The organism is Micromonospora sp. NPDC051006 (assembly GCF_044456245.1).
Lineage (GTDB): Bacteria > Actinomycetota > Actinomycetes > Mycobacteriales > Micromonosporaceae > Micromonospora.
Window position 1 is genome coordinate 200,187 of the sequence record NZ_JBITFP010000001.1, and the last position, 25,588, is coordinate 225,774.

The following is a 25,588-nucleotide window of genomic DNA, read 5'->3' on the forward strand; positions in this document are numbered from 1 at the left end:
TTCCCAGTGAGGAGACGTCCGTGACGCGTACCCACAAGGCGTTCGCCGCCCTGCTCGTCGGACTGGTCCTGGCCCTGCTCTCGGCGGCCCCGGCCGCGGCACACACCGGGAAACTCAAGCTGACCGTGGCCGGCGACGGGGCGGGCGGAGTGACCGTGCAGGCCGTCCACGCCGACGGGCACCGGCTGGAGAAGCCGGTGCTGTTGACGCTCACCGGCACCGGCCCGGACGGTCAACGGGTCGGCCCGGTGCAGTTGGAGCCGGCGCCCGAGGGGCAGGGCTTCTACAGCAGCGGACCGCTGCTCTCCCCGGGCACCTGGAAGGTGACGGTGAGCGCCCCGCCGCCGAACAAGAGCACGGCGAGCGCTCAGGTGCAGGCCCGGCCCGCCCAGTCGGCCGCGCCGGCTGCGGCGCCGGTCGCGGCGACCGCGCCGGCGGCCGACGCCCGTGCCACCGCGGATGCGGGGGGCGCCTGGTGGTGGCCGGTCGGGCTGGCCGTCCTGGTGCTCGCCGCCCTGGCGGTGGCGGTGCCGATGCTGCACACCCGCCGGCGCTCCGACGCAGGCTGAATCACCCGGCGCGAGGGCCGCAGGCCGGCTTCGACGACGCGCGCCAACTCCCGGTGAGCGTGATACCGCAGCGGCATAAATATGCCGCTGCGGTATCACGCTCGTATGCCACGCTCGGCCGTACCGGTGGCACTCTTCGGGCGAGCCGGGCCGCCGGCGCCGAAACGGTCAGAGGATGGCGCGCAGCGCCGCCAGGTCCTCGTCGGTGGGCTGCCAGCTGCCCGCGCTGGCGTTGGCGAGCACCTGCTCGGGGGTGGTGGCGCCGGCGATGACCGAGGTCACCGCCGGCTGGGCGGCCAGCCCGCCGATCGCCACCTGGAGCATGGTGAGCCCACGCTCGTCCGCGTACCGGCCGATCGCCTCGATGGTGTCCCAGTCCGCCGCGGCGAACCGCTCGGCGTACCGACCGCCGCCGGAGAGCCGGCTGCCCACGGGCGGCTGCTCGTCGCGCTTGTACTTGCCGGTGAGCAGCCCGTTGGCCAGCGGAAAGAACGGCAGCAGCCCGAGGCCGAACCGCTCGCAGGCCGGCACGACCTCGGTCTCCACCGACCGCTCCAGGAAGCTGTAGTGGTTCTGCGCGCTGATGAAGCGGGACCGCCCGTTCGACGAGGCCACCCAGTCGGCGTCCGCGATCTGCCAGCCGGCGAAGTTGGAGTTGCCCAGGTAGCGGACCTTGCCGGCGCGGACCAGGTCGTCCAGTGCGGCGAGGGTCTCGTCGATCGGGGTGTCCGGGTCCGGCTCGTGCATCTGGTAGAGGTCGATGTGATCGGTGCCGAGCCGGCGCAGCGACGCCTCGACGGCCCGCGCGATGTAGCGCCGGGCCCCCCGGGCACCGAAGTCCGGCCCGTTCAAACCGTGCATGTCCATGCCGAACTTGGTGGCCACCACCACGTCGTCCCGGCGACCCTTGAGCGCCGCGCCGAGCAGCTCCTCCGAGCTGCCCTGCGGCTCCCCGTAGATGTCAGCGGTGTCGAAGAAGTTGATGCCGGCGTCGAGCGCGGCGTCCACCACCGCCCGGGTGCCGTCGAAGTCGAGCTTGCGGCCGAAGTTGTTGCAGCCGATACCGACCACGGACACCACGAGCCCCGAGTCGCCCAGCCGGCGGTACGTCATCTCAGTCACGAGATCAACCCTATGCCCGTCCGGCTGGGTGCTGCCCGTGGACCACCTCACCCCACGTCCCACACCGGCTCGTCGGTCTCCACCACCTCGCCGTCCGAGCGGAACAGCACGAAGCGGTCGAAGGTGCGGGTGAACCAGCGGTCGTGGGTCACCGCGATCACCGTCCCCTCGAACGCGGTGAGGCCGGCCTCCAGGGCCTCGGCGCTGGCCAGGTCGAGGTTGTCGGTGGGCTCGTCGAGCAGCAGCAGCGTGGCTCCGGATAGTTCCAGCAGCAGCACCAGGAACCGCGCCTGCTGGCCGCCGGAGAGGGTGCCGAACCGCTGGTCACCCTGCCCGGCCAGCTCGTACCGGCTGAGCGCCGCCATGGCCCCGTGCCGGTCCATGCCGGCCCGGTGGTCGTCGCCCCGCCAGAGCACCTCGACCAGGGTCTTCGCCATCAGCTCGGGGCGGTCGTGGGTCTGCGAGAAGTGCCCGGGGCGCACCCGGGCGCCGAGCCGGACCATCCCGTCGTGCGCCACCGGCGCCAGCACGGGCCCGCTGTCGACCGGGCCGTTCGCGGGATCCGGGTCGGTGCCACCGCGGGCCAGCAGCCGCAGGAAGTGCGACTTGCCGGTGCCGTTCGCGCCGAGTACGGCGACCCGGTCGCCGTACCAGATCTCCAGGTCGAAGGGGTAGGTCAGGCCGTCGAGCTCCAGCTGCTCGCAGACGACCGCGCGCTTGCCGGTCCGCCCGCCGGTCAGCCGCATCCGGATGTCCTGGTCCTTCGGCGGTACGGGCGGCGGCCCGGCCTCCTCGAACTTGCGCAGCCGGGTCTGTGCCGCCTGGTAGCGCGACGCCATCCCGTCGTTGTACGCGGCCTTCTGCTTGTACATCAGCATCAGCTCGCGCAGCTTCTGGTGCTCCTCGTCCCAGCGTCGGCGCAGCTCGTCCAGGCGGGCGTGCCGGGCCACCCGCGCCTCGTGCCAGCTGGCGAAGCCGCCCGGGTGCACCCACGCGCTACCACCCTCGACGGCGACCACCCGGTCGGCGGTACGGGCCAGCAGCTCCCGGTCGTGTGAGACGTAGAGCACCGACTTCGCCGACTCCGCCAGCCGCCCCTCCAGCCACCGCTTGCCCGGGACGTCGAGGAAGTTGTCCGGCTCGTCGAGGAGCAGGACCTCGTCGGGGCCGCGAAGCAGCAGCTCGAGCGCGAAGCGCTTCTGCTGCCCACCGGAGAGGGTCCGCACCGGGCGCTCCCGGGCGGTCTCCCAGGGCAGGTCGAGCACGATGGTGGTGACGGTGTCGAAGAGCACCTCGGCGTCGTAGCCGCCGGCCTCACCCCAGGCGGCCAGCGCGTCCGCGTACGCCAGCTGCGCCTTGCCGGCGGCGGTGCCGTACTTGCCGTACGCCTCGGCCGCCCGCATGGCCGCCTCGGTGTCGGCGAGCCGGCGGCCGGCCTCGCGCAGCACCGGCGGGGCGAGGGAGAGGGCCAGGTCGGCGAGCGTGGACTCGTCCCCGATCATGCCGATGAACTGCCGCATCACGCCGAGCCCACCGGCCCGGGCGACGGCGCCGGCCTTCACCGGCAGGTCGCCGGAGACCATCCGGAGCAGGGTTGTCTTGCCCGCGCCGTTCGGCCCAACCAGCGCCACCTTCGCGCCCTCGCCGACCCGGAACGACACGTCAGCGAAGAGCTCCCGGCCGTCGGGGAGGATGTGCCCTACCGCTGCCACGTCCACGTATCCCACGCCGGGATCCTGCCTCAGCCCGGTGGGGGCGGTACATCCAATTACCGGGTGACGCGGAGCACGCGGTAGCCCTTCTGGCTGGCCTGCCGCTCCACCTGCCAGCCCTGCTCGACCAGCCAGCGGTGCAGCGAGTCGCCGCCGAGATGGCGGGCGACCACCAGCCAGGCGACCCCGTCGTCGGCGAGCCGGGGCAGCCAGCGCAGCAGCAGCTCGTGCAGCTCGTCCTTGCCGATCCGGATCGGCGGGTTCGACCAGAGCTGGGCGAACCGGAGCTGCGCCGGCACCTCGTCGGGGGCGCGCACCCGGACCCGGTCCGCGGCGCCGATCCGCTCCGCGTTGGCGGCGGTCAGTTCGCGGGCCCGCTCGTTGACGTCGACCGCCCAGACGGTGGCCGCGGGCGCGGTGGTGGCGAGCACGCAGCTGATCGGCCCGAAGCCGCAGCCGAGGTCGAGCAGGTCGCCGGCGGTGTCGGGGCTGGGCAGCTCGGCCTTGCGCAGCAGCACGGCGGTGCCCGGATCGAGCCGGACCGCGGAGAAGACCCCGCTGGCCGAGGCGAGCGTGTAGTCGCGGTCGGCGACGGTGAACTCGACCTCGCGGGTGCGGGCGGCGGTCGTGGGTTCAGCGGTGAAGTAGTGGTCGCCGGTCACGTTGACAATTCTCGCACCGGCCGGGTGGCCGACCCGCAATGGCCCGGACCGCCGACGGCGCGACCGCGGCGAGCATGCTTCACCACGACCCGAGCCACAATTTCCCATTATTACCACCTAAAGGGACAACCGCTCCTACTCTGGGCGACATGGTGTATCGGTACGAGTCCGATGAGGACGATTTCGTGGAGTACCCGGAGCCCGGGTCCGACCTGTCCCCGCTCGGCGCCGGTCCGCCTCCGCCGGCCGGGCCCTCCCCGTCCCGCTTCCCCACCCCGTCGCTGCCCCGGACGAACCGGCTCGCGCTGCCCGCGTCCGAACCGGCGCCGGTCCGCCACGAGCCCCCGGTGGCACCGCCCCGCCCGGAGGCCTACACCGCACCGCCGCCGGTCGAGCCGCCGGCCCCCGAGCGGGCCCGCAGCGGCGGGGGCGGCGGCCGACTCTGGCAGGTCCTGATCGGCGGCGCAGCCGTGCTCGTGCTGCTCGCGCTCTGCGGGCTCGGCGCCGCCGCCCTGCTCGTCGACCGCACACCGGAGCCGCAGAACACCCCGAGCCAGCAGGCCGGGGCCAACGCCTCGCCGGAGCCCGAAAAGGACCACCTCGACTCCCGGGACACCGACCAGGCGCCGCTGACCGCCAAGGAGGTCTTCGCCGGCAAGGAGCTGGTGGTCACCGACGGCGAGCCGGCCTACCCGGTGCTCAAGACGCACTCCAGCGGCAGTTGCGCGGTCGCGGCCACCGACGAGGTGGCCGACCTGCTGGTCCGGCTCGGCTGCAGCCAGGTCGTCCGGGCCACGCTCCGCTCGCCCGGCGGCGAGTTCCTGGTGACCACCGGGCTGTTCAACCTGACCGACCGGGCCAGCGCGGAGCGGGCGCGGGACCGGATCCGGGAGCTGCTCGACGAGCGACAGGGTCGCTTCCGTGGCATGGCGGTCGACGACGACACCAAGGCCCTCACCACCGCCCCGGCCCGGGTCGGCTGGCAGGTCCGCGGTCACTACCTGGCGTACGCCCTGGTGGCCCGCGCCGACGGCGAGACGATCCGGTCCGGCGACACCGCCGTCCGCGAGATCCTCTTCGACATGATCGAGCTGCACCTCAACCGGGGCGTGTTGGAGCGACGCGCCGACGGTGGCACCGCGAGCCAACCCACCGCAAGCCCCTCCAGCAGCCCCGCAAGCCCGTCGCACAGCACGGGCGGCTCCTCGGACAGCACGGGCGGCTCCTCGGACAGCACGGGCGGCCAGGAGGGTGCCGACGAGCTGCCCGGCGACTGAGCCGGCGGGCGAGACGTCAGCGGGTGCGCGGCCCTCGGGTCACGCACCCGCTGCTCGTCCTGCCGAACGGGCCGGCTCTCAGGACTCGGCCGGGACCCGCAGCCGGCGGGTGAGGTCGGCCCGGCGGGCGTACTCGGCGGGATCGTCCGGGTAGCCGACCGCCACCAGGGTCAGCCCGTGCGCCGGCGCGACGGTCACCTCGCTGGACCGCTCCCGCCGGTCGAGCAGGCCGGCCGGCCAGTCGACCGGTCGGCGGCCGTCTCCGGCGACCAGCATGGCGCCGACCAGGCTGCGCACCATCGCCTGGCAGAACGCGTCCGCCTGCACGGTGGCGACCAGCACGCCGTCCGGCCCGCGCCGCCAGTCGAGCCGGGTCACCTCGCGCAGCGTCGTCGCGTTCTCCTTGCGCCGGCAGTACGCGGCGAAGTCGTGCTCCCCCACCAGGCCGGCCGCCGCGGCGTTCAGCGCGTCGACGTCGAGCCGTTTCGGCCAGGCCAGGATCTCGTGCCGGCGCAACGGCTCGGCGCCGTACGGGGCGTCGGTCACCCGGTACTCGTAGCGGCGGAAGGTGGCCGAGAACCGGGCGTCGAACTCGGCGGGCACCTCGGTCATCGCCCGGACCCGTACGTCGGTGGGGAGCAGCCGGGCCAGCCGGCGCAGCAGCGTGCCCTCCCGCTCCCGCCAGACCGCGCCGGGCAGGTCGAGGTGGCACACCTGCCCGGTCGCGTGCACCCCGGCGTCGGTGCGGCCGGCCACGGTCAGGCCGGTCGCCGTGCCGGCACCGAGCACGAGGTCGAGCGTCTCGACGAGCACGCCGGCGACCGTACGCCGGGTCGGCTGGGCGGCCCAGCCGGAGAAGCCCGTCCCGTCGTACGCCACGTCCAGTCGCAGCCGGATCCGCTCGTCCACGTCGTGTCTCCCGTTCACGGCGTCGGGCCCGGCACCCCAGGAAGGGATGCCGGGCCCGACGATGCTGCCTGCGATCAGGCCTTGTTCTCGGTGCCCTCGGCGGCCTCGTCGCTGTCCTCGCGGGCGGCGGCGGTGTCACCGGACGCCGAGACCGGCGCCTCGGAGTCCTGGTCGGCCGGGGCCGACGACGGGGTCTCCTCGGCCGGGGCGAGCGCCTCGACCTTGTCCTGCTGGGCGGCCTTGCGGGCGGCGGTCTTCTTGTTCGCCTTCGGCTCGGCGACCTGAAGCTCCTCGACCAGCTCGATGACGGCCATCGGCGCGTTGTCGCCCTTGCGCGGACCGGTCTTCACGATCCGGGTGTAACCACCGTTGCGGGTGGCGTACCGGGGCGCGATCTGGTCGAACAGGGCGTAGACCACGTCCTTGTCCTTGACGACGCCCAGCACCCGCCGACGGGACGCGAGGTCGCCGCGCTTGGCCTTGGTGATGAGCTGCTCGGCCAGCGGACGCAGCCGCCGGGCCTTCGTCTCGGTGGTCTTGATCTTGCCGTGCTGGAACAGCGCAGTGGCCAGGTTGGCCAGCATGAGCCGCTCGTGCGCGGGGCTGCCGCCGAGGCGGGGGCCCTTGGTGGGCGTGGGCATGCTTGGTGCTCCTCAGATGTGGCGGCAGCGCGGACTAGAGCTGCTCGGTCTCGCGGTAGTCGTCGGTGTCGTAGTCCGCCTCGCCGAAGGCGTCCACGACGTGCGCCGGGTCGAAGTTCGGAGCCGAGTCCTTCAGCCCGAGACCCATCCCGGCGAGCTTCATCTTGACCTCGTCGATCGACTTCTGGCCGAAGTTCCGAATGTCGAGAAGGTCGGCCTCCGTACGCCCGATGAGCTCACCAACGGTGTTGATGCCCTCGCGCTTGAGGCAGTTGTAGGAGCGGACGGTGAGGTCCAGCTCCTCGATCGGCAGGGCCAGATCCGCCGCCAGCTGGGCGTCCTGCGGGGACGGCCCGATGTCGATGCCCTCGGCGGTCTCGTCCAGCTCACGGGCGAGCCCGAACAGCTCCACGAGCGTCGAGCCGGCGGAGGCCAGCGCGGTACGCGGGCCCATCGACGGCTTGGTCTCGACGTCGATGATCAGCCGGTCGAAGTCGGTGCGCTGCTCGACCCGGGTCGCCTCGACGCGGTAGGTCACCTTCAGCACCGGCGAGTAGATCGAGTCGACCGGGATCCGGCCGATCTCGGCGCCGGCCTGCTTGTTCTGCGCCGCCGTCACGTAGCCGCGACCCCGCTCGACGGTCAGCTCCATGTCGAGCCGGCCCTTGCCGTTCAGGGTGGCGAGCTTCAGGTCCGGGTTGTGCACCGAGACGCCGGCCGGCGGCTGGATGTCACCGGCGGTCACGTCGCCCGGGCCCTGCTTGCGCAGGTACATGCTGACCGGCTCGTCGTGCTCGGAGCTGACGCAGAGCTCCTTGATGTTCATGACGAGCTCGACCACGTCCTCCTTGACACCGGGGATCGTCGTGAACTCGTGCAGCACACCGTCGATCTTGATCGAGGTGACCGCGGCGCCCGGGATCGACGACAGCAGCGTACGCCGCAGCGAGTTGCCCAGGGTGTAGCCGAAGCCGGGCTCCAGCGGCTCGATGGTGAACCGGGAGCGGGTCTCGTTGATCGACTCTTCGGAGAGAGACGGTCGCTGGCTGATGAGCATTTCTTCTCTTCTCTTCCGGGACGCCCGCTATTTGACGCCCACGACACAAACTGTTCCGGTGGCCCGCCCGGTGAGGGGCGGGCCACCGCAACGAGCTCTTACTTGGAGTAGAGCTCGACGATCAGCTGCTCCTGGACCTGCGTGTCGATGACCTGCCGGGCCGGGAGCGAGTGCACCAGGATCTTCATCTGGCTGGGGATGGCCTCGAGCCAGGCCGGGACCGCCCGCGAGCCCGCCTGGGCCTGCGCGACGATGAACGGGGTCAGCTCCTTGCTCTTCCCCCGCACCTCGATGATGTCGTGCTCCTTGACGCGGTACGACGGGATGTCGACCTTCTTGCCGTTCACCGTGAAGTGGCCGTGCTTGACCAACTGGCGGGCCATGTCGCGCGAGTGCGCGTAGCCAGCCCGGTAAACGACGTTGTCCAGCCGCGACTCGAGGATCTGCAGGAGGACCTCACCGGTCTTCGCCTGCTTGCCCACGGCCTCCTCGTAGTAACCGCGGAACTGCTTCTCCAGCACGCCGTAGACACGACGGGCCTTCTGCTTCTCGCGGAGCTGGAGCAGGTACTCCGTCTCCTTGGTGCGGCCGCGGCCGTGCTGCCCGGGCGGGAACGGCCGGGACTCGAACGGGCACTTCGGGCCATCGCACTTGCTGCCCTTGAGGAACAGCTTCATCTTCTCCCGCCGGCAACGGCGGCAGTCAGCACCGGTGTAACGAGCCATCTCTCTCTACCTCTCAGACCCGACGACGCTTCGGCGGACGGCATCCGTTGTGCGGCTGCGGGGTGACGTCGGCGATCTGGCCGACCTCCAGCCCGACGGCCTGCAGCGAACGGATCGCGGTCTCCCGGCCGGAGCCGGGGCCCTTGACGAACACGTCGACCTTGCGCATGCCGTGCTCCATGGCCCGACGCGCGGCGGCCTCGGCGGCCAGCTGCGCGGCGAACGGAGTCGACTTGCGGGAGCCCTTGAAGCCCACCTGGCCGGCGGAGGCCCAGGAGATGACCGCACCGGTCGGGTCCGTGATGGACACGATGGTGTTGTTGAAGGTGCTCTTGATGTGCGCCTGCCCGTGGGCGACGTTCTTGCGTTCCTTGCGCCGGACCTTCTTGACGGCGGCTCCGGCACGAGCCTTCGGTGGCATAAGTCTGTGCGCTCCTAGTTACTTCTTGCCGGGCTTCTTCTTGCCGGCGACGGTCCGCTTCGGGCCCTTGCGGGTCCGCGCGTTGGTCTTGGTCCGCTGGCCACGAACGGGCAGGCCCCGGCGGTGCCGGATACCCGCGTAGCAGCCGATCTCGACCTTGCGGCGGATGTCAGCGGCGACCTCGCGGCGCAGGTCGCCTTCAACCTTGTAGTTGCCCTCGATGTGATTGCGGAGCTGGACCAGCTCTTCGTCAGTGAGGTCCCGGGCGCGCTTGTCCGGCGAGATGCCGGTAGCAGCGAGCGTCTCCAGGGCGCGGGTACGACCGACGCCGAAGATGTAGGTGAGCGCGATCTCCATCCGCTTTTCGCGGGGGAGGTCGACGCCGACTAGACGTGCCATGTGCGGGCGTGCTCCTCGTGATGTTGTGGCGGAGGTCTGCACCCGTCCCACCCCGCTCACGGCCTCCTCCTGCCTCCGGCGCGGTGCGCGCCGTCGACCGGGAGTCGGTCGCTGCCCGAGCGGGCCCCGGCCTCCGACCGGGGGTCAGCCACGAAGGAGTACGCGCACTGCGTACCGCTCGCGGCTGGGACGAGCATGTGTTGTGTGTTCCGGATCTGCCGCCCGGGCCGTCCTCACCGATCGACGTGCCGACCGGCCGAGGGGCTCAGCCCTGGCGCTGCTTGTGGCGCGGGTCGCTGCAGATGACCATGACCCGGCCGTGCCGGCGGATCACCCGGCACTTGTTGCAGATCCTCTTGACGCTCGGCTTGACCTTCACGGTTGCCTTACTTCCCATCAGGCCCGGTGACGCGCCACGCGCGATCTCGGACGTCGAAGACGGACACGGGACGCCCCGGCCGTCGTCAGGACTACTTGTAGCGGTAGACGATGCGCCCGCGGGTCAGGTCGTACGGCGAGAGTTCGACGACGACCCGGTCCTCCGGCAGGATGCGGATGTAGTGCTGCCGCATCTTGCCGCTGATGTGAGCCAACACCTTGTGGCCGTTCGCGAGCTCCACCCGGAACATGGCGTTCGGCAGGGGCTCGATGACCCGACCCTCGATCTCAATGGCTCCGTCTTTTTTCGGCATGTCCTCCGCTGTCCTGACGTCGGTTGCTCCGGACGGCTCACAACGTCTTACACGGACACCGACCGTCAAGATCAGGTAGCCCGCGCCAGCCGCGGCTCCAGCCCCATCGAAGCGCAGGATGGGCATGCCGGAGTGGACGCTGTGCGCCGATCTGAAAGTGTACGCCCGACGCCGCGCCGCCGCCAAACCGGCCACCTGCGGATTCGTCAAATCGGGCAAAAGCCGGCAATCACCCGACCGGGCCGGGCTCTCCCGGGTTTCTGTCCTGCTCCGGGCGCGCCCGGGTCGTGTGCTGCCGCCCGTCGGGACCGGTCGCGTCGATCTCCCGCCGCCGCGCCCGCTTCGCCCGCTTCCGCTCGCGCCGGCGCTCCCGCTCGGACGCCCACCGCTGCGGCTCTCCCCCGGCGAGCCCGGTGAAGGTACGCACCAGCAACACCGCGCCCCACGGCCCGGCCACCCAGCCGGGCCAGAAGTAGAGCAGTTCCCGGGCGAACAGGGAGGAGACCGCCCAGACAGCCACCACGATCGGGACCACCTGCAGGTACGGCATCCAGACCTCGGCCAGCCAGCGGGCGGTGGGCGGCCGGACGGTGGGCGGCTCGACCGGCGCCACAGCGGCGGGCGGCGACTGCACCAGCTGGGACACGGCCGGCGGCGCGACCGGCGGCAGATCCGTCAGCAGCGCGTCCAGCTCCGCGTAGGTGCGGGCGGCGTAGGTCTGCCCCAACCGCTCGTCGTACTCGTGCAGATCCAACCGGCCCTCGTTGAGCGCGACCCGCAGCCGCTCGGCCACCGCCTCGCGGTCGGCGTCCCCCGCCCGCATCCCCCCGCGCCCCTCCATGGGGGCAAGCATGCCACCACCAAACCACCCACCGCCGTCCCCAGCGCCCGCCCCGCGCCCAGTGCCCCGGCCCACCCGGCGCCCGGCCCGCACCCAGCGCCGGTGATCAAGAGATCCGCGTCACGATCCGGCCTCCGGATGACGCACAGCTCTTGATCACCGTGTCGAACGCGCCGGATGACCCCGGTGCGGGGGGATGGGGTTAGGAGGTTGGGGAGTTGGCGGTCTGGCGGGCCGTCACCAGGTCGCCCAGGCGGGCCCGGCCGCCGTCGGCGGCGGTCAGCACCCAGACGCCGTCCGGGAGCAGCGCCATGGTGTGTTCGACGTGCACGGCCATCGACCCGTCCCGGGTCACGACCGTCCAGCCGTCGGACAGCTCGACCGTGCGGGGCGAGCCCATCGTGATCATCGGCTCGATCGCCAGGGCCAGGCCCGGCACCAGGCGGGGGCCCTTGCCCGGCCGCCCGTGGTTGAGCACGTGCGGGTCCTGGTGCATCTCGGTGCCGATGCCGTGCCCGCCGTAGCCGTCGACGATGCCGTAACGGCCGCCCCGGCGGACCGCGTCCTCGACCGCGTGGGAAATGTCGGTGAGCCGGCCCCGACCACTGGCCGCCCCGCGGGCTGCCGCGGCGATCCCCGCCCACATCGCGTCCTCGGCCACCGCGGCCATCTTCAGCAGCCCCGGGTCGACCTCGCCGACCGCGACCGTGATCGCCGCGTCGCCGTGCCAACCGTCGAGCACCGCGCCACAGTCGATCGAGATCATGTCGCCGTCCCGGAGCACCTGCTCGGCGGCGGGGATCGCATGCACCACCTGCTCGTTGACCGACGAGCAGATCGACGCCGGATAACCGTGGTAGCCCTTGAACGAGGGAACGGCACCCGCCTCGCGGATGGTCGACTCGGCGATCGCGTCCAGGTCGGCCGTGCTGACCCCCGGGGCCACCGCCTCGCGCATCCGACGCAGCGCGTCGGCGACCACCAGACCGGCGGCGCGCATCTTCTCGATCTGGTCGGGGGTCTTCAGCTGGATGTCCAGCTGGGGACGACGCATGGAGCGGTTACCTTTCGTTGCCGAACAGCGGGGCACGTCGCGCGTACCCCGCTGTTCGCACTCTATCCGCCGGTGGGCCGGCGGGACCTCAGCCGCCGTACGAGTGCAGGGCGTCGATGGCGCGGACGGTGACGTCCTCCACCGGGCCCGTGGCGTCGATCCCGACCAGCTTGTTCTGGGCGCCGTAGTAGTCGACCAGCGGCGCGGTCTTCTCGGCGTACTCGCGGAGCCGGGTGGCGATCGTCTCCGGCTTGTCGTCGTCGCGCTGGAACAGCTCCGCCCCGCACCGGTCGCAGATGCCCTCCCGGCTGGTGGCGTCGAACTCGACGTGCCAGATCTTGCCGCAGCCCCGGCAGGTACGCCGACCGGAGAGCCGCCGGATCACCTCGTCGTCGTCGACCACCAGCTCGAGCACGACGTCCAGCGCGGTGCCCAGGTCGGCGAGGAGCTTGTCCAGCGCGGCGGCCTGCGGCGTGGTCCGCGGGAAGCCGTCGAGCAGGAAGCCCTCGCTGGCGTCCGGCTCGGCGAGCCGGTCCCGGACCATGTTGATGGTGACCTCGTCCGGTACCAGCTCGCCTGCGTCCATGTAGCGCTTGGCCTCGACGCCGAGCGGGGTGCCCTGGGAGACGTTCGACCGGAAGATGTCACCGGTCGAGATCTTCGGGACCGCCAGGTGCGCCGCGATGAACTCGGCCTGCGTGCCCTTGCCCGCGCCCGGCGGGCCAACCAGAACGAGTCTCATCTACCGCAGGAACCCTTCGTAGTTCCGCTGCATCAACTGGCTCTCGATCTGCTTGACGGTCTCCAGACCGACGCCGACCATGATCAGCACAGCGGTGCCGCCGAACGGGAAGTTCTGGTACTGCTGGTTGTCCAGCCAGATGAAGAAGAAGTTCGGCAGGATCGAGACGATGCCCAGGTAGAGCGCGCCCGGCAGGGTGATGCGGCTGAGGATGAAGTCCAGGTAGTCGGCCGTCGGCTTGCCGGGGCGGATGCCCGGCACGAACCCGCCGTACTTCTTCATGTTGTCCGCGACCTCGGTCGGGTTGAACGTGATCGAGACGTAGAAGTACGTGAAGAAGATGATCAGCAGGAAGTAGACCGAGATGTAGATCGGGCTGTCCGGCGCGACCAGGTTGTTCTGGATCCAGGCCTGGGTCTTGCCCGGGTTGGTCTGGTCGAAGAACTGCAGCGCCAACTGGGGCAGGTAGAGCAGCGACGAGCCGAAGATGACCGGGATGACACCGGCCTGGTTGACCTTCAGCGGGATGTAGGTCGAGGTACCGCCGTACATCCGCCGGCCGATCATCCGCTTGGCGTACTGGACCGGGATCCGGCGCTGCGCCTGCTCGATGAAGGTGACCGCGGTGATGACCACCAGGACCAGAGCGATGACCAGGAAGAACTTCCACCAGCCCTGGGTGTTCTTGATCTGCCAGCCCTCGCCGGGCAGCCGGGCCGCGATCGAGGTGAAGATCAGCACCGACATGCCGTTGCCGACGCCGCGGTCGGTGATCAGCTCGCCGAGCCACATGACCACACCGGTACCGGCGGTCATCGTCATGACCAGGATGGTCAGCGTCAGCCAGTCCGGGATGCCGGTGCCCTCAGGAATGATCGGGAACTGGTCACAGCGGTTCTGGAAGAGCTGCCCGGAGCGGGCCAGCGCCACGAACGCCGAGGCCTGGAGGACACCGAGGCCGAGGGTCAGGTAGCGGGTGTACTGGGTGATCTTCGCCTGGCCGGACTGGCCCTCCTTGCGGAGCTGCTCGAGCCGCGGGATCACCACGGTCAACAGCTGCAGGATGATCGACGCGGTGATGTAGGGCATGATGCCCAGCGCGAAGACCGACAGCTGGAGCAGAGCCCCGCCGGAGAACAGGTTGAGCAGGTTCAGCACACCGGTGGTGTCGCCCTGGAGTGTGTCGAGGCACTTCTGCACGTTGCCGTACGAAACACCCGGGCTGGGAAGCGTCGCGCCCAGTCGGTAGACCGCGATGATGCCGACTGTGAACAGCAGCTTCTTGCGCAGGTCAGGCGTACGGAACGCACTGAGAAAGGCGGACAGCAACTTCTTCCTCCTGCGCGAGGCGGGCCGCCGGTTGTCCCTGGCGGATCGGGGTGGGTGCCGGGCGAGTGCCCGATATCCATGGCTGGGAAGGGACTCTAACAGTCCGATCCCCGTCCGGGCAGATGTGCCCGGCTACATAAACCGCTTCCGATGTTACCGGGCGCATACGTCCCAGGTAGACCATGGCGCCCGCCAGTTGAGACCAACTGGACGGGCGCCATGGGTCGTTCGCCTTACAGCTCGGTGACGGAACCACCGGCGGCGGTGATCTTCTCCTTGGCCGACGCGCTGAACGCGTGCGCCGACACCTGGAGCGTCACTCCACCGAGGTCCCCGGTGCCGAGAACCTTCACCGGCTGGCCCTTGCGGACCGCGCCGGACTCGACCAGCTCCAGCGGGCCGACCTGGCCGCCGTTCGGGAAGAGCTCGGCGAGCCGGTCCAGGTTGACAACCTGGAACGTCACCTTGAACTTGTTCTTGAAGCCCTTCAGCTTCGGCAGCCGCATGTGGATGGGCATCTGCCCACCCTCGAACGCCGCCGAGATGTTCTTCCGGGCCTTGGAACCCTTGGTACCGCGACCGGCGGTCTTGCCCTTGGAGCCCTCACCGCGACCCACGCGGGTCTTCGCGGTCTTGGACCCCGGCGCCGGGCGCAGGTGGTGGACCTTGATCGTCATTACTCGACCTCCTCGACCTTCACGAGGTGGTTCACAGTGAAGATCATGCCGCGGATCTCGGGCCGGTCCTCCTTGACCACCACGTCGTTGATCCGCTTGAGACCGAGCGAACGCAGCGAGTCACGCTGGTTCTGCTTGGTCCCGATCTCGGACCGGAGCTGGGTGACCTTCAGGCGAGCCATCAGGAAGCCACCCCCGCCCGCGACGCCAGCATGGCGGCCGGCGCGACGTCCTCCACCGGCAGGCCACGGCGCGCGGCGACGGCCTCGGGGGACTCGAGCCCCTTCAGCGCCGCCACCGTGGCGTGCACGATGTTGATCGGGTTCGACGAACCAAGGCTCTTGGAGAGCACGTCGTGGATGCCCGCGCACTCCAGCACGGCACGCACCGGCCCACCGGCGATGACGCCCGTACCGGCGGAAGCCGGCTTGAGCAGCACCACGCCGGCGGCGTCCTCGCCCTGCACCGGGTGCGGGATCGACTGGCCGATCCGCGGCACCTTGAAGAAGTGCTTCTTGGCCTCCTCGACGCCCTTGGCGATCGCCGCGGGCACCTCCTTGGCCTTTCCGTAGCCCACGCCGACCGTGCCGTCGCCGTCGCCCACGATCACCAGGGCGGTGAAGCTGAAGCGACGACCACCCTTCACGACCTTGGCGACGCGGTTGATCGCGACGACCCGCTCAAGGTGCGGGGTCTTCTCGACGGGCGCGTTTCCGCGGCCGCCCTCACGGCGGTTGTCGCGGCGACCACCCTCGTTGCCACCGGACCCGCCGCCACGGCGCTGTTGACCTGGCATCAGCAGCCTTCCTTCTCTCTCGTGACGGGGTTGTTAGAACTCGAGCCCGGCTTCGCGGGCGGCATCGGCAAGCGCGGCGACCCGCCCCGCGTACCGGTTACCACCGCGGTCGAAGACGACCTTGGAGACACCGGCGGCCTTGGCCCGCTCGGCGAGCAGGGCGCCCACCTTGCCGGCAAGGGCGCTCTTGTCGCCCTCGGCGCCGCGCAGCGACGCGTCCAGGGTCGACGCCGACGCCAGGGTGTGACCCTTGGTGTCGTCGACGATCTGGGCGACCATGTGCCGCAGCGAACGGGTGACGACCAGGCGCGGACGCTCGGCCGTACCACTGACGTTCTTGCGGACCCGGAAGTGCCGACGCGCCCGCCCGACGGCGCGCTTGGCGGCGACGCCGCGGCGGCGCTTGAGCAGCGTGGCGGTCACTTCTTACCTGCCTTTCCAGCCTTGCGGCGGATGACCTCGCCCTGGTACTTCACGCCCTTGCCCTTGTAGGGCTCCGGCGGGCGGATCTTCCGGATGTTGGCGGCGACCTCACCGACCTGCTGCTTGTCGATGCCAGCAACGTGGAACAGGGTCGGCCGCTCCACCGTGAAGGTGATGCCGTCCGGCGCGGGCACCAGCACCGGGTGGGAGAAGCCGAGCGCGAACTCGAGATCCTTGCCCTTGGCGGTGACCCGGTAACCAGTACCGGCGATCTCCAGGCTCTTGCGGTAGCCCTCGGTGACGCCGACGATCATGTTGGCGACCAGGGTACGGCTGAGACCGTGCAGCTCCTTGGCCTTGCGCTCGTCGTTCGGGCGGTTGACGGTCAGCTGACCGTCCTCGCTCCGCTCGACGGTGATCGGCTCGGCCACGGTGTGCGAGAGCTCGCCCTTCGGGCCCTTGACCTTGACGGTCTGCCCGTCGATCGTGATGTCGACGCCGGCTGGTACCGGGATCGACTTACGTCCAATACGCGACATTTCTACCTGTCTCCCGTTACCAGACGAAGGCGAGGACTTCCCCGCCAACGCTCCGCTTGCGGGCCTGCCGGTCGGTGAGCAGCCCCTGGGACGTCGAAATGATCGCCACGCCCAGCCCACCGAGCACCCGGGGGAGCCCGTCCGACTTGGCGTACACCCGGAGACCGGGCTTGGACACGCGCTTGATGCCGGCCAGGCTCCGCTCGCGGTTCTGGCCGTACTTCAGCTCGACGACCAGTCGCTTGCCGACGGCACCCTCTTCGGGCTCCTCGACCAACCAGGTGGCGATGTAGCCCTCGGCCTTCAGGACCTCGGCGATGTTCGCCTTGATCTTGGAGTAGGGCATCGTCACCCGGTCGTGATACGCCTGGTTGGCGTTACGCAGACGCGTGAGCATGTCTGCGATCGGGTCGGTCATCGTCATGGATTTCGTCAACCTTTCTCGCCGGGGTTCCCGCGTTCGCCCGCAGGCCTACGGCGAAGAGACAGTGCAGCTGACGCGCGGAGCGCGCCGGGCTATTACCAGGAAGCCTTGGACACGCCGGGCAGCTCACCGCGGTGGGCCATCTCCCGGATGCACACCCGGCAGAGACCGAACTTGCGGTAGACCGCCTTCGGACGCCCGCACCGCTGGCAGCGGGTGTACGCGCGAACCGAGAACTTCGGCTTCGCGGCCGCCTTGATGATCAGCGCCTTCTTGGCCATCTCAGTTCTCCTTGAACGGGAAGCCCAGGAGCTTGAGCAGCGCCCGGCCCTCGTCGTCGGTCGTGGCGGTGGTGACCACCGTGATGTCCATGCCCCGCTGGCGATCGATCTTGTCCTGGTCGATCTCGTGGAACACCGACTGCTCGGTCAGACCGAACGTGTAGTTGCCGTGCCCGTCGAGCTTGCGCCCGTCCAGACCGCGGAAGTCACGGATACGCGGCAGCGCGATGGAGAGCAGCCGGTCCAGGAACTCCCACATCCGGTCGCCGCGGAGGGTGACCTTCGCGCCGATCGGCATGCCCTCGCGGAGCTTGAACTGCGCGATGGACTTGGTCGCCCGCCGCACCTGCGGCTTCTGGCCGGTGATCGTGGCCAGGTCGCGGACGGCGCCGTCGATCAGCTTGGCGTCACGGGCGGCCTCGCCGACACCCATGTTGACGACGATCTTGACCAGCCGCGGCACCTGCATCGGGTTGGCGTAGTCGTGCTGCTCGCGCAGCTTGGCCACGATCTCGTTGCGGTACCGCTCCTTGAGGCGCGGCATGGTCGTGGTTTCGGTAGCCGTGGTCATCACAGGTCCTTACCGGTGCTACGCGCGACACGAACCTTCTGGCCGTTCTCGTCGATCCGGTACCCGACGCGGGTCGGGTTGCCGTCGGAGTCCACGACCTGCACGTTCGAGACGTGGATCGGAGCCTCCTGGGTGACGATGCCACCGGTCTTGGCGCCACGCTGAGTGGTGCTGATGCGGGTGTGCTTCTTGACCCGGTTCACGCCCTCGACCAGGACCTTGTCCTGCCGCGGGTAGGCCGCGATGACCTTGCCCTTGGCACCCTTGTCCTTGCCGGCGATGACGACGACCGTGTCGCCCTTCTTGACCTTCACGGTCACAACACCTCCGGCGCGAGGGAAATGATCTTCATGAACCGCTTGTCCCGCAGCTCCCGCCCGACCGGGCCGAAGATACGAGTACCGCGCGGGTCCCCGCCGTCCTTGATGATGACGGCGGCGTTCTCGTCGAAGCGGATGTACGAGCCGTCCGGCCGCCGCTTCTCCTTGGCGGTGCGAACAACGACGGCCTTGACGACGTCGCCCTTCTTCACACCGGCACCGGGGATCGCGTCCTTGACGGTGGCCACGATGACGTCGCCGATGCTCGCGTAGCGCCGACCGGAGCCACCGAGAACCCGGATGCACAGGATCTCCCGGGCACCCGTGTTGTCGGCGACGCGCAGTCGCGACTCCTGCTGAATCACGTCTATCTCCTATGTCTGCCGGTTCTCCGGCCGCCGTAGCGGCCGGAGCCTGGCGGAACCCGCGCCCGACGCGACGCCGGGCGAGCTCGAGCCTTCGCTACTTGGCCTTTTCCAGGATCTCCACGACCCGCCAACGCTTGGTGGCGGAGAGCGGCCGGGTCTCCATGATCAGGACCCGGTCGCCGGTGCCGGCGCTGTTCTGCTCGTCGTGCACCTTGAGCTTGCTGGTCCGGCGCATGATCTTGCCGTACAGCGCGTGCTTGACCCGGTCCTCGACCTCGACGACGACGGTCTTGTCCATCTTGTCGCTGACCACCAGGCCCTCACGGACCTTGCGGCGCGAACGCGCGGCGGCGGTGGTGTTCTCGGTCATGATGCAGTCACCTCAGTCGGCGCGGCAGAGAGCCCCAGCTCGCGCTCACGCATGATCGTGTAGATCCGGGCGATCTCCCGACGGATGACCTGCAGCCGCCGGTTGTTGTCCAGCTGCCCGGTTGCGGCCTGCACGCGGAGGTTGAACAGCTCCGCCTTGGCCTCCCGCAGCTTCGTGACCAGCTCCTCCTCGGAGAGCTCACGCAGCTCGGTCGCCTTAACGCCCGCTGCCATCAGGATTCACCCACTTCGCGCGTAACAATGCGGCACTTCATCGGGAGCTTGTGGATCGCGCGACGCATCGCCTCTCGCGCGATTTGCTCGTTCGGGAAGGACATCTCGAAGAGAACCCGCCCCGGCTTCACGTTCGCGACCCACCACTCGGGCGAGCCCTTACCGGAACCCATCCGGGTCTCGGCGGGCTTCTTGGTGAGGGCCTGGTCCGGGAAGATCGTGATCCAGACCTTGCCACCACGCTTGATGTGACGGGTCATCGCGATACGCGCCGACTCGATCTGGCGGTTGGTCACGTACGCCGGCTCGAGAGCCTGGATCCCGAACTCGCCGAACACCACCCGGTTACCACCCTTGGACGCGCCGTGGCGGTCCGGGTGGTGCGGCTTGCGGAAGCCCTTCGGGGGCTTGCGCGGCATCAGCATCTGTCAGCCCTCCTGCTGCGTTTCTGCCGGAGCGGAAGCCGTGGCGGCGACAGCAGCGCTGTCGACCGGCTCGCCGCTCGGCGTCTCGGCCTGCTGCGCGATGGTGGTCGCGGCAGCCCGGCCGGCCTCGGTGCCACCAGCCGTCGTGCCGGACGAACCCGACCGGCCACGGCGCGGACGCTCGGGACGGTCGCCACGCTCGCCACGACGCGGGCGGGACGGACCGGCCTCGGCCGGAGCCTCCCGGCCCGGAACCGCATCGCCCTTGTAGATCCAGACCTTCACGCCGATCCGGCCGAAGGTGGTACGGGCCTCGAAGAAGCCGTACTCGATGTTGGCCCGCAGCGTGTGCAGCGGAACCCGGCCCTCGCGGTAGAACTCGGTCCGGCTCATCTCGGCGCCGCCGAGGCGACCCGAGACCTGAACCCGGATGCCCTTGCAGGCCGGGTTCTTCATCGCCGACTGCATCGCCTTGCGCATCGCCCGACGGAAGCTGACCCGGCTGGACAGCTGCTCGGCCACGCCCTGGGCGACCAGCTGCGCGTCCGACTCGGGGTTCTTCACCTCGATGATGTTCAGCTGCACCTGCTTGCCGGTGAGCTTCTCCAGCTCGCCGCGGATCCGGTCGGCCTCCGCACCCTTACGGCCGATGACGATGCCCGGCCGGGCGGTGTGGATGTCGACCCGGACCCGGTCGCGGGTGCGCTCGATGTCGACCTTGGAAATGCCGGCGCGCTCGAGGCCCTTGGACATCATCCGGCGGATCTTGACATCCTCGCCGATGTAGTCCTTGTAGAGCTTGTCCGCGAACCAGCGGGACTTCCAGTCGGTCGAGATGCCGAGCCGGAACCCAGTGGGGTGAACCTTCTGACCCATTACTCGGCGTCCTCCGTCTTGCTCTCCGTCTCGGCCGGTGCGGCCTGCGTCGCCGGGGCGGCCTTCTTCGCCGCGGCCTTCCTCGGCGCTGCCGGCGCGACCGCCTCGACCGCCACGGTGATGTGGCAGGTGCGCTTGCGGATCCGGTACGCCCGGCCCTGCGCCCGCGGCTGGAACCGCTTCATGGTCGGGCCCTCGTCCACGAACGCCTCGCTGACGAGCAGCGCGTCGGGGTCCAGCCGCTCGTTGTTCTCCGCGTTGGCGATCGCGCTCGCGAGCACCTTGTACACCTGCTCGCTCGCAGCCTGCGGCGCGAACTGCAGCACCGTGAGCGCCTCCTTCGCGGGCAGGCCGCGGACGAGGTTGACCACCCGGCGCGCCTTCATCGGCGAGATGCGCACGTGCCGCGCAACCGCCCGCGCGCCCGGAAGCACCGGAGCGTCGCCCTTTCCTGGCATCGCTGTAACCCCTTGATCCTCTATCCGTATGCCCGCGGCGTCAGCGCCGACGGCTCTTCCGGTCGTCCTTTTCGTGACCCTTGAACGTCCGGGTCAGCGCGAACTCGCCGAGCTTGTGCCCGACCATGGCCTCGGTCACGAACACCGGGACGTGCTTGCGGCCGTCGTGCACGGCGATCGTGTGCCCGAGCATCTCAGGGATGATCGTCGAGCGCCGCGACCAGGTCTTGATGACGTTCTTGGTGCCCTTGTCGTTCTGCGTCTCCACCTTCTTGATCAGGTGGTCGTCGACGAACGGGCCCTTCTTCAGGCTGCGAGGCATGTCTTATCTCCCTCAGCCGCGCTTACGCGTGGCGTAGCGGCGGCGGACGATCAGCCGGTCACTCGGCTGGCCCTTACGACGGGTGCGGCCCTCGGGCTTACCCTGCGGGTTGACCGGGTGGCGACCGCCGGAGGTCTTACCCTCACCACCACCGTGCGGGTGGTCGACCGGGTTCATGGCGACACCACGGACGGTCGGGCGCTTGCCCTTCCACCGCATCCGGCCGGCCTTGCCCCAGTTGATGTTCGACTGGTCGGCGTTGCCGATCTCGCCGATGCTGGCCCGGCAGCGCACGTCGACCCGCCGGATCTCACCGGACGGCATACGCAGGGTCGCGTACGCGCCCTCGCGGCCGAGCAGCTGGATGCCGACGCCGGCCGAGCGGGCCAGCTTGGCGCCGCCACCCGGACGCAGCTCCACGTTGTGGATGGTGGTACCGACCGGGATGTTGCGCAGCGGCAGGTTGTTACCCGGCTTGATGTCCGCGCTCGGGCCCGACTCGACGGCGTCGCCCTGCTTCAGGTCCTTCGGCGCGATGATGTACCGCTTCTCGCCGTCGGCGTAGTGCAGCAGCGCGATCCGCGCGGTGCGGTTCGGGTCGTACTCGATGTGCGCGACCTTGGCCGGCACGCCGTCCTTGTCGACCCGCTTGAAGTCGATCAGACGGTACTGCCGCTTGTGGCCGCCACCGTGGTGGCGCGTGGTGATCCGGCCGTGGGCGTTGCGTCCGCCCTTCTTCGGCAGCGGAGCCAGCAGCGACTTCTCGGGCGTCGACCGGGTGATCTCGGCGAAGTCGGCAACGCTCGAGCCACGCCGGCCCGGCGTCGTCGGCTTGTACTTACGGATAGCCATTGTCTACACCCCTCAGCTGACCGGGCCGCCGAAGGCCTCGATACGGTCACCGTCAGCCAGCTTCACGATCGCCCGCTTGGTCGCCTTGCGCTGACCGAAGCCGGTCTTGGTGCGCTTGCGCTTACCCTGGCGGTTGAGCGTGTTGACCGTCAGGACGCGGACGTTGAAGATCTGCTGGATAGCGATCTTGATCTCGGTCTTGTTCGCGTCCGGGTGCACCAGGAAGGTGTACCAGTTCCGGTTCAGCTCGCTGTAGCTCTTCTCCGAGACGACCGGCGCCACGATGATGTCGCGCGGGTCGGCGATCGTGCTCACTTGCCACCCTCCTCGGTGGTCTCGGCGGGCACGCCCAGGAACTCGTCCAGGGCGTCCTTGGTGAAGACCACGTCGTCGGCCACCAGCACGTCGTACGTGTTGAGCTGGCCGGACTCGATCAGGTGCACCCGCGGCTCGTTGCGCAGCGACACCCAGTTCAGCTCGTCAGTGCTGCTCAGCACGACCAGGACCCGACGGGCCTCGGTGAGCTTGGCCAGCGTGGCCAGGGCCGCCTTGGTCGACGGCTTCTCGCCCGAGACGAACGCCTCGACGACGTGCACCTGCCCGGCGCGGGCCCGGTCGGAGAGGGCGCCACGCAGCGCGGCAGCCTTCATCTTCTTCGGGGTCCGCTGGCTGTAGTCACGCGGCACGGGACCGTGCACCACGCCACCGCCGGCGAACTGCGGCGCGCGGATCGAGCCCTGCCGGGCGCGACCGGTGCCCTTCTGCTTGTACGGCTTCTTGCCGCCGCCGGCGACCTCGCCGCGGGTCTTGGTCTTGTGCGTGCCCTGTCGGGCCGCCGCGAGCTGGGCCACCACGACCTGGTGCATCAGCGCAACGTTGGCCTGCGCGTCGAAGATGTCGCCCGGCAGCTCGACGGAGCCGCTCTTGGTGCCTTCGACGGTGAGGACGTCAACGGTGGTCACTTGGCCACACCGCCCTTCTTCGCCTTGGTCTTGGCCGCCGTGCGGACCAGAACCACCGCGCCCTTGGGGCCGGGGATGGCACCACGGACGAGCAGGAGGTTGTTCTCGGTGTCGACCGCCTGGACGGTCAGGTTCTGGACGGTGTAGCGCACGCCACCCATCCGGCCCGCCATCCGGGTGCCCTTGAAGACGCGACCCGGGGTGGCGCAGGCGCCGATCGAGCCGGGCGAGCGGTGCTTGCGCTCGACACCGTGGCTGGCGCGCAGACCGTGGAAGCCGTGCCGCTTCATCGGGCCGGCGTAACCCTTGCCCTTGGTGCGACCGGTCACGTCGATCGAGACGCCCGCCGGGAACTCCTCGACCGTGACCTCCTGGCCGAGCGAGTAGTCGGCGGCGTCGCTGGTGCGCAGCTCCACGATGTGCCGGCGCGGCGCGACGTCCGCCTTGGCGTAGTGCCCGCTGATCGGCTTCTTCACCTTGCGCGGGTCGATCGTGCCGTACGCCAGCTGGACCGCCGAGTAACCGTCCTTGTTGGCGTCACGAATCTGGCTGATGACGCACGGGCCGGCCTCCACCACGGTCACGGGCACAACGCGGTTGTTGTCCCAGACCTGGGTCATGCCGAGCTTTGCGCCCAGGATCCCCTTAACTTGCCTGTCCATTTGTCCGGTCCCTACAGCTTGATCTCGATGTCGACGCCAGCCGGCAGGTCGAGGCGCATGAGCGAGTCGACCGTCTTGGGGGTCGGGTCGATGATGTCGATCAGCCGCTTGTGCGTACGCATCTCGAAGTGCTCGCGCGAGTCCTTGTACTTGTGCGGCGAGCGGATGACGCAGAAACGGTTGATCTCCGTGGGCAGCGGCACCGGGCCAGCGACCTGCGCCCCGGTACGCGTCACCGTCTCGACGATCTTCCGAGCCGAGGAGTCGACGACCTCGTGGTCATAGGCCTTGAGCCGGATGCGGATCTTCTGTCCCGCCATGGTGGCTTCTGTTCCTTCTCTCGATGCCGCTGTGTTGCGGGCGCCTGTGCCGGCTGGCACAGGCCCACTTCGCCGACCCCCGCGGTCGGGCGTGTCGCGCCCTCGGGCCAAGCTCCGCCCCGAGCTCCGGAGCGGTCCGACCACGCGGTGGGTCAAGGCGCCGATCGCACTACCGCGACCTGAACGCCGTGCGAGGGTGGTTGGCAGCGAGGCTGCCAACCACCCTACGCTCGACTGTCCTGCCGCCCGGAGGTTCGACAAAGCCGAACACGGGCAACGAACTGCCGTTACGCAACCTGACTAGTATGCCGCACGACCGGCGGCGGGTCTAATCGGGGTTACCTAGCTCACTTGATGATCTTGGTGACGAACCCGGCGCCGACGGTGCGGCCACCCTCGCGGATCGCGAACTTGAGGTTCTCCTCCATGGCGATGGGCTGGATCAGCTTCACCGTCATGGTGGTGTTGTCACCCGGCATGACCATCTCGGTGCCCTCGGGGAGCGTGACGACACCGGTGACGTCCGTGGTCCGGAAGTAGAACTGCGGACGGTAGTTCTGGAAGAACGGGGTGTGCCGGCCGCCCTCCTCCTTGGAGAGGATGTAGACGGTCGCCTCGAACTCCGTGTGCGGGGTCGTGGTGCCCGGCTTGACGACCACCATGCCGCGCTCGACGTCCTCGCGCTTGATGCCACGCAGCAGCAGACCGACGTTCTCGCCCGCGCGGGCCTCGTCGAGCAGCTTGCGGAACATCTCGATGCCGGTGCAGACCGTCTTCTGCGACTTCTCGCGGATACCGACGATCTCCACCTCCTCGTTCGGCTTGAGGATGCCGCGCTCCGCGCGACCGGTGACGACCGTGCCACGACCGGTGATCGTGAAGACGTCCTCGATCGGCATCAGGAACGGCTTCTCGGTCTCGCGCTCCGGCTGCGGGATCGCGGTGTCGACCGCGGTCATCAGGTCCAGGAGCTTGCCGGTCCACTCGGGGTCACCCTCGAGGGCCTTCAGCGCCGAGACCCGGACGACCGGCAGGTCGTCACCCGGGTACTCCTGCGAGGAGAGCAGCTCGCGGACCTCGAGCTCGACGAGCTCCAGGAGCTCCTCGTCGTCGACCATGTCGCTCTTGTTGAGCGCCACGACGATGTACGGCACACCGACCTGACGGGCCAGCAGCACGTGCTCGCGGGTCTGCGGCATCGGGCCGTCGGTCGCCGCCACCACCAGGATCGCGCCGTCCATCTGCGCGGCACCGGTGATCATGTTCTTGATGTAGTCAGCGTGACCGGGGCAGTCGACGTGCGCGTAGTGCCGCGCCTCGGTCTGGTACTCGACGTGCGCGATCGAGATCGTGATGCCGCGGGCCTTCTCCTCCGGCGCCTTGTCGATCTCGTCGAACGGCGTGTACGGGTTCAGGTCCGGGTACTGGTCGTGCAGGACCTTGGTGATGGCCGCCGTCAGCGTCGTCTTACCGTGGTCGATGTGACCAATGGTGCCGATGTTGACGTGCGGCTTAGTCCGCTCGAACTTCGCCTTCGCCACTGGTGTCCTCCTGTGG

General features: G+C 69.7%; 39 protein-coding genes. 2 read left to right on the forward strand and 37 right to left on the reverse strand.

From position 1 onward, the window contains the following. The first annotated feature begins 20 nt into the window (after positions 1–20). A complete protein-coding gene (locus tag ACIBBA_RS00880) occupies positions 21–569 on the forward strand; it encodes a hypothetical protein (protein ID WP_396692558.1) in 549 nt (182 codons plus the stop codon). Between the two features lie 168 nt (positions 570–737). Here ACIBBA_RS00880 and ACIBBA_RS00885 read toward each other — a convergent pair whose 3' ends face one another. From ACIBBA_RS00885 to ACIBBA_RS00895, 3 genes are read right to left on the reverse strand one after another with little or no spacing between them, the layout of a single operon-like run. Further along, positions 738–1,682 (reverse strand): aldo/keto reductase, encoded by a 945-nt coding sequence (locus ACIBBA_RS00885; RefSeq protein ID WP_396693395.1) that lies wholly within the window; start codon positions 1,680–1,682, stop codon positions 738–740. A 56-nt stretch (positions 1,683–1,738) separates the two neighbouring features. Then, positions 1,739–3,418, reverse strand: a complete 1,680-nt coding sequence (locus ACIBBA_RS00890; protein ID WP_396692560.1) for an ABC-F family ATP-binding cassette domain-containing protein — start codon at positions 3,416–3,418, stop codon at positions 1,739–1,741. Between the two features lie 41 nt (positions 3,419–3,459). After that, complete coding sequence (locus ACIBBA_RS00895; RefSeq protein WP_396692562.1) at positions 3,460–4,065, reverse strand: class I SAM-dependent methyltransferase; 606 nt, start codon at positions 4,063–4,065, stop codon at positions 3,460–3,462. A gap of 149 nt (positions 4,066–4,214) precedes the next feature. Between ACIBBA_RS00895 and ACIBBA_RS00900 the strand changes: the two genes are divergently transcribed. Further along, positions 4,215–5,342 (forward strand): hypothetical protein, encoded by a 1,128-nt coding sequence (locus ACIBBA_RS00900; RefSeq protein ID WP_396692564.1) that lies wholly within the window; start codon positions 4,215–4,217, stop codon positions 5,340–5,342. Between the two features lie 78 nt (positions 5,343–5,420). On the opposite strand, the gene truA is transcribed toward ACIBBA_RS00900, so the two are convergent. The 34 genes from truA to tuf all read right to left on the reverse strand — a co-directional run bounded on the left by truA (position 5,421) and on the right by tuf (position 25,572). Then, positions 5,421–6,251: a tRNA pseudouridine(38-40) synthase TruA gene (gene truA / locus ACIBBA_RS00905; protein WP_396692566.1), complete on the reverse strand. Its 831-nt coding sequence runs from the start codon at positions 6,249–6,251 to the stop codon at positions 5,421–5,423. Positions 6,252–6,325: 74 nt separating this feature from the next. Further along, a complete protein-coding gene (rplQ, locus tag ACIBBA_RS00910) occupies positions 6,326–6,892 on the reverse strand; it encodes a 50S ribosomal protein L17 (RefSeq protein WP_350871228.1) in 567 nt (188 codons plus the stop codon). A gap of 34 nt (positions 6,893–6,926) precedes the next feature. Beyond that, positions 6,927–7,949, reverse strand: a complete 1,023-nt coding sequence (locus ACIBBA_RS00915; RefSeq protein WP_120684293.1) for a DNA-directed RNA polymerase subunit alpha — start codon at positions 7,947–7,949, stop codon at positions 6,927–6,929. A gap of 98 nt (positions 7,950–8,047) precedes the next feature. After that, complete coding sequence (gene rpsD / locus ACIBBA_RS00920) at positions 8,048–8,674, reverse strand: 30S ribosomal protein S4 (RefSeq protein WP_089018952.1); 627 nt, start codon at positions 8,672–8,674, stop codon at positions 8,048–8,050. 13 nt (positions 8,675–8,687) lie between these two features. Further along, positions 8,688–9,095 carry a 30S ribosomal protein S11 gene (rpsK, locus tag ACIBBA_RS00925; RefSeq protein WP_030329919.1) on the reverse strand — a complete coding sequence of 136 codons (408 nt, stop codon included), beginning with the start codon at positions 9,093–9,095 and terminating at the stop codon, positions 8,688–8,690. 18 nt (positions 9,096–9,113) lie between these two features. Further along, a complete protein-coding gene (gene rpsM, locus ACIBBA_RS00930) occupies positions 9,114–9,494 on the reverse strand; it encodes a 30S ribosomal protein S13 (RefSeq protein WP_130340099.1) in 381 nt (126 codons plus the stop codon). Between the two features lie 265 nt (positions 9,495–9,759). Next, positions 9,760–9,873 (reverse strand): 50S ribosomal protein L36, encoded by a 114-nt coding sequence (rpmJ, locus tag ACIBBA_RS00935; protein ID WP_043965539.1) that lies wholly within the window; start codon positions 9,871–9,873, stop codon positions 9,760–9,762. A 91-nt stretch (positions 9,874–9,964) separates the two neighbouring features. Beyond that, entirely contained in the window at positions 9,965–10,186 is a 222-nt protein-coding gene (gene infA, locus ACIBBA_RS00940) for a translation initiation factor IF-1 (protein ID WP_007073013.1), read from the reverse strand. A 229-nt stretch (positions 10,187–10,415) separates the two neighbouring features. Beyond that, positions 10,416–11,027, reverse strand: coding sequence for a DUF1707 domain-containing protein (locus ACIBBA_RS00945; RefSeq protein WP_396692571.1), 612 nt, complete (start codon positions 11,025–11,027; stop codon positions 10,416–10,418). A 202-nt stretch (positions 11,028–11,229) separates the two neighbouring features. Further along, complete coding sequence (gene map / locus ACIBBA_RS00950; RefSeq protein ID WP_396692573.1) at positions 11,230–12,081, reverse strand: type I methionyl aminopeptidase; 852 nt, start codon at positions 12,079–12,081, stop codon at positions 11,230–11,232. 88 nt (positions 12,082–12,169) lie between these two features. Further along, positions 12,170–12,823 (reverse strand): adenylate kinase, encoded by a 654-nt coding sequence (locus ACIBBA_RS00955; RefSeq protein WP_350871223.1) that lies wholly within the window; start codon positions 12,821–12,823, stop codon positions 12,170–12,172. Next, complete coding sequence (gene secY / locus ACIBBA_RS00960; RefSeq protein ID WP_350871221.1) at positions 12,824–14,152, reverse strand: preprotein translocase subunit SecY; 1,329 nt, start codon at positions 14,150–14,152, stop codon at positions 12,824–12,826. It abuts the gene before it with no gap. Between the two features lie 233 nt (positions 14,153–14,385). After that, entirely contained in the window at positions 14,386–14,829 is a 444-nt protein-coding gene (gene rplO / locus ACIBBA_RS00965; protein ID WP_350871219.1) for a 50S ribosomal protein L15, read from the reverse strand. Further along, positions 14,829–15,011, reverse strand: coding sequence for a 50S ribosomal protein L30 (gene rpmD, locus ACIBBA_RS00970; RefSeq protein WP_350871217.1), 183 nt, complete (start codon positions 15,009–15,011; stop codon positions 14,829–14,831). The genes rplO and rpmD overlap by 1 nt, the downstream gene beginning before the upstream one ends. Then, positions 15,011–15,625 (reverse strand): 30S ribosomal protein S5, encoded by a 615-nt coding sequence (gene rpsE / locus ACIBBA_RS00975; RefSeq protein WP_091102580.1) that lies wholly within the window; start codon positions 15,623–15,625, stop codon positions 15,011–15,013. Before rpsE ends, rpmD begins: the two co-directional genes overlap by 1 nt. 33 nt (positions 15,626–15,658) lie before the next feature. Beyond that, on the reverse strand, positions 15,659–16,036 hold the full coding sequence (gene rplR / locus ACIBBA_RS00980) for a 50S ribosomal protein L18 (protein WP_231393072.1): 378 nt from the start codon (positions 16,034–16,036) through the stop codon (positions 15,659–15,661). An 8-nt stretch (positions 16,037–16,044) separates the two neighbouring features. Further along, on the reverse strand, positions 16,045–16,587 hold the full coding sequence (gene rplF, locus ACIBBA_RS00985; RefSeq protein ID WP_350871215.1) for a 50S ribosomal protein L6: 543 nt from the start codon (positions 16,585–16,587) through the stop codon (positions 16,045–16,047). A 16-nt stretch (positions 16,588–16,603) separates the two neighbouring features. Next, a complete protein-coding gene (rpsH, locus tag ACIBBA_RS00990) occupies positions 16,604–17,011 on the reverse strand; it encodes a 30S ribosomal protein S8 (RefSeq protein ID WP_067301438.1) in 408 nt (135 codons plus the stop codon). 95 nt (positions 17,012–17,106) lie between these two features. Next, positions 17,107–17,292: a type Z 30S ribosomal protein S14 gene (locus ACIBBA_RS00995; RefSeq protein WP_007465272.1), complete on the reverse strand. Its 186-nt coding sequence runs from the start codon at positions 17,290–17,292 to the stop codon at positions 17,107–17,109. A 1-nt stretch (position 17,293) separates the two neighbouring features. Further along, positions 17,294–17,863: a 50S ribosomal protein L5 gene (gene rplE / locus ACIBBA_RS01000; RefSeq protein ID WP_350871213.1), complete on the reverse strand. Its 570-nt coding sequence runs from the start codon at positions 17,861–17,863 to the stop codon at positions 17,294–17,296. Then, complete coding sequence (gene rplX / locus ACIBBA_RS01005; RefSeq protein WP_350871211.1) at positions 17,863–18,183, reverse strand: 50S ribosomal protein L24; 321 nt, start codon at positions 18,181–18,183, stop codon at positions 17,863–17,865. Before rplX ends, rplE begins: the two co-directional genes overlap by 1 nt. Then, positions 18,180–18,548 (reverse strand): 50S ribosomal protein L14, encoded by a 369-nt coding sequence (gene rplN, locus ACIBBA_RS01010; protein ID WP_007073026.1) that lies wholly within the window; start codon positions 18,546–18,548, stop codon positions 18,180–18,182. The genes rplX and rplN overlap by 4 nt, the downstream gene beginning before the upstream one ends. 97 nt (positions 18,549–18,645) lie before the next feature. Next, positions 18,646–18,921 carry a 30S ribosomal protein S17 gene (rpsQ, locus tag ACIBBA_RS01015; protein ID WP_350871209.1) on the reverse strand — a complete coding sequence of 92 codons (276 nt, stop codon included), beginning with the start codon at positions 18,919–18,921 and terminating at the stop codon, positions 18,646–18,648. Then, complete coding sequence (gene rpmC, locus ACIBBA_RS01020) at positions 18,918–19,154, reverse strand: 50S ribosomal protein L29 (protein WP_007465283.1); 237 nt, start codon at positions 19,152–19,154, stop codon at positions 18,918–18,920. Before rpmC ends, rpsQ begins: the two co-directional genes overlap by 4 nt. Further along, positions 19,154–19,579 (reverse strand): 50S ribosomal protein L16, encoded by a 426-nt coding sequence (gene rplP / locus ACIBBA_RS01025; RefSeq protein ID WP_073834927.1) that lies wholly within the window; start codon positions 19,577–19,579, stop codon positions 19,154–19,156. The genes rpmC and rplP overlap by 1 nt, the downstream gene beginning before the upstream one ends. Before the next feature lie 3 nt (positions 19,580–19,582). Then, positions 19,583–20,455 (reverse strand): 30S ribosomal protein S3, encoded by an 873-nt coding sequence (gene rpsC, locus ACIBBA_RS01030; protein WP_350871207.1) that lies wholly within the window; start codon positions 20,453–20,455, stop codon positions 19,583–19,585. Beyond that, complete coding sequence (gene rplV, locus ACIBBA_RS01035) at positions 20,455–20,913, reverse strand: 50S ribosomal protein L22 (RefSeq protein ID WP_350871204.1); 459 nt, start codon at positions 20,911–20,913, stop codon at positions 20,455–20,457. Before rplV ends, rpsC begins: the two co-directional genes overlap by 1 nt. A gap of 40 nt (positions 20,914–20,953) precedes the next feature. After that, on the reverse strand, positions 20,954–21,235 hold the full coding sequence (gene rpsS / locus ACIBBA_RS01040; RefSeq protein ID WP_091125151.1) for a 30S ribosomal protein S19: 282 nt from the start codon (positions 21,233–21,235) through the stop codon (positions 20,954–20,956). Positions 21,236–21,247: 12 nt separating this feature from the next. Further along, on the reverse strand, positions 21,248–22,087 hold the full coding sequence (gene rplB / locus ACIBBA_RS01045) for a 50S ribosomal protein L2 (RefSeq protein WP_148793471.1): 840 nt from the start codon (positions 22,085–22,087) through the stop codon (positions 21,248–21,250). A 12-nt stretch (positions 22,088–22,099) separates the two neighbouring features. Continuing rightward, positions 22,100–22,402, reverse strand: coding sequence for a 50S ribosomal protein L23 (gene rplW, locus ACIBBA_RS01050; protein ID WP_007465304.1), 303 nt, complete (start codon positions 22,400–22,402; stop codon positions 22,100–22,102). Continuing rightward, the gene (gene rplD, locus ACIBBA_RS01055) at positions 22,399–23,049 is read right to left on the reverse strand and encodes a 50S ribosomal protein L4 (protein WP_350871200.1); all 651 of its coding nucleotides are present in this window, start codon (positions 23,047–23,049) and stop codon (positions 22,399–22,401) included. Before rplD ends, rplW begins: the two co-directional genes overlap by 4 nt. After that, positions 23,046–23,711, reverse strand: a complete 666-nt coding sequence (rplC, locus tag ACIBBA_RS01060) for a 50S ribosomal protein L3 (protein WP_350871197.1) — start codon at positions 23,709–23,711, stop codon at positions 23,046–23,048. The genes rplD and rplC overlap by 4 nt, the downstream gene beginning before the upstream one ends. A gap of 11 nt (positions 23,712–23,722) precedes the next feature. Beyond that, positions 23,723–24,031: a 30S ribosomal protein S10 gene (gene rpsJ, locus ACIBBA_RS01065; protein WP_007073037.1), complete on the reverse strand. Its 309-nt coding sequence runs from the start codon at positions 24,029–24,031 to the stop codon at positions 23,723–23,725. Positions 24,032–24,378: 347 nt separating this feature from the next. Continuing rightward, positions 24,379–25,572: an elongation factor Tu gene (gene tuf / locus ACIBBA_RS01070; protein ID WP_121653128.1), complete on the reverse strand. Its 1,194-nt coding sequence runs from the start codon at positions 25,570–25,572 to the stop codon at positions 24,379–24,381. Positions 25,573–25,588 lie beyond the last annotated feature (16 nt).

Excerpts from the sequence above, each read along its gene's own strand:
- ACIBBA_RS00885 (WP_396693395.1), bottom strand. The coding sequence starts at position 1,682 with ATGACGTACCGCCGGCTGGGCGACTCGGGGCTCGTGGTGTCCGTGGTC.
- ACIBBA_RS00900 (WP_396692564.1), top strand. The coding sequence starts at position 4,215 with ATGGTGTATCGGTACGAGTCCGATGAGGACGATTTCGTGGAGTACCCG.
- rplQ (WP_350871228.1), bottom strand. The coding sequence starts at position 6,892 with ATGCCCACGCCCACCAAGGGCCCCCGCCTCGGCGGCAGCCCCGCGCAC.
- ACIBBA_RS00915 (WP_120684293.1), bottom strand. The coding sequence starts at position 7,949 with ATGCTCATCAGCCAGCGACCGTCTCTCTCCGAAGAGTCGATCAACGAG.
- rpsD (WP_089018952.1), bottom strand. The coding sequence starts at position 8,674 with ATGGCTCGTTACACCGGTGCTGACTGCCGCCGTTGCCGGCGGGAGAAG.
- rpsK (WP_030329919.1), bottom strand. The coding sequence starts at position 9,095 with ATGCCACCGAAGGCTCGTGCCGGAGCCGCCGTCAAGAAGGTCCGGCGC.
- rpsM (WP_130340099.1), bottom strand. The coding sequence starts at position 9,494 with ATGGCACGTCTAGTCGGCGTCGACCTCCCCCGCGAAAAGCGGATGGAG.
- infA (WP_007073013.1), bottom strand. The coding sequence starts at position 10,186 with ATGCCGAAAAAAGACGGAGCCATTGAGATCGAGGGTCGGGTCATCGAG.
- ACIBBA_RS00945 (WP_396692571.1), bottom strand. The coding sequence starts at position 11,027 with ATGGAGGGGCGCGGGGGGATGCGGGCGGGGGACGCCGACCGCGAGGCG.
- map (WP_396692573.1), bottom strand. The coding sequence starts at position 12,081 with ATGCGTCGTCCCCAGCTGGACATCCAGCTGAAGACCCCCGACCAGATC.
- ACIBBA_RS00955 (WP_350871223.1), bottom strand. The coding sequence starts at position 12,823 with ATGAGACTCGTTCTGGTTGGCCCGCCGGGCGCGGGCAAGGGCACGCAG.
- rplO (WP_350871219.1), bottom strand. The coding sequence starts at position 14,829 with ATGACGATCAAGGTCCACCACCTGCGCCCGGCGCCGGGGTCCAAGACC.
- rpmD (WP_350871217.1), bottom strand. The coding sequence starts at position 15,011 with ATGGCTCGCCTGAAGGTCACCCAGCTCCGGTCCGAGATCGGGACCAAG.
- rpsE (WP_091102580.1), bottom strand. The coding sequence starts at position 15,625 with ATGCCAGGTCAACAGCGCCGTGGCGGCGGGTCCGGTGGCAACGAGGGT.
- rplF (WP_350871215.1), bottom strand. The coding sequence starts at position 16,587 with ATGTCGCGTATTGGACGTAAGTCGATCCCGGTACCAGCCGGCGTCGAC.
- rpsH (WP_067301438.1), bottom strand. The coding sequence starts at position 17,011 with ATGACGATGACCGACCCGATCGCAGACATGCTCACGCGTCTGCGTAAC.
- ACIBBA_RS00995 (WP_007465272.1), bottom strand. The coding sequence starts at position 17,292 with ATGGCCAAGAAGGCGCTGATCATCAAGGCGGCCGCGAAGCCGAAGTTC.
- rplE (WP_350871213.1), bottom strand. The coding sequence starts at position 17,863 with ATGACCACGGCTACCGAAACCACGACCATGCCGCGCCTCAAGGAGCGG.
- rpsQ (WP_350871209.1), bottom strand. The coding sequence starts at position 18,921 with ATGACCGAGAACACCACCGCCGCCGCGCGTTCGCGCCGCAAGGTCCGT.
- rpmC (WP_007465283.1), bottom strand. The coding sequence starts at position 19,154 with ATGGCAGCGGGCGTTAAGGCGACCGAGCTGCGTGAGCTCTCCGAGGAG.
- rplP (WP_073834927.1), bottom strand. The coding sequence starts at position 19,579 with ATGCTGATGCCGCGCAAGCCCCCGAAGGGCTTCCGCAAGCCGCACCAC.
- rpsC (WP_350871207.1), bottom strand. The coding sequence starts at position 20,455 with ATGGGTCAGAAGGTTCACCCCACTGGGTTCCGGCTCGGCATCTCGACC.
- rplV (WP_350871204.1), bottom strand. The coding sequence starts at position 20,913 with ATGCCAGGAAAGGGCGACGCTCCGGTGCTTCCGGGCGCGCGGGCGGTT.
- rpsS (WP_091125151.1), bottom strand. The coding sequence starts at position 21,235 with ATGCCTCGCAGCCTGAAGAAGGGCCCGTTCGTCGACGACCACCTGATC.
- rplB (WP_148793471.1), bottom strand. The coding sequence starts at position 22,087 with ATGGCTATCCGTAAGTACAAGCCGACGACGCCGGGCCGGCGTGGCTCG.
- rplC (WP_350871197.1), bottom strand. The coding sequence starts at position 23,711 with ATGGACAGGCAAGTTAAGGGGATCCTGGGCGCAAAGCTCGGCATGACC.
- rpsJ (WP_007073037.1), bottom strand. The coding sequence starts at position 24,031 with ATGGCGGGACAGAAGATCCGCATCCGGCTCAAGGCCTATGACCACGAG.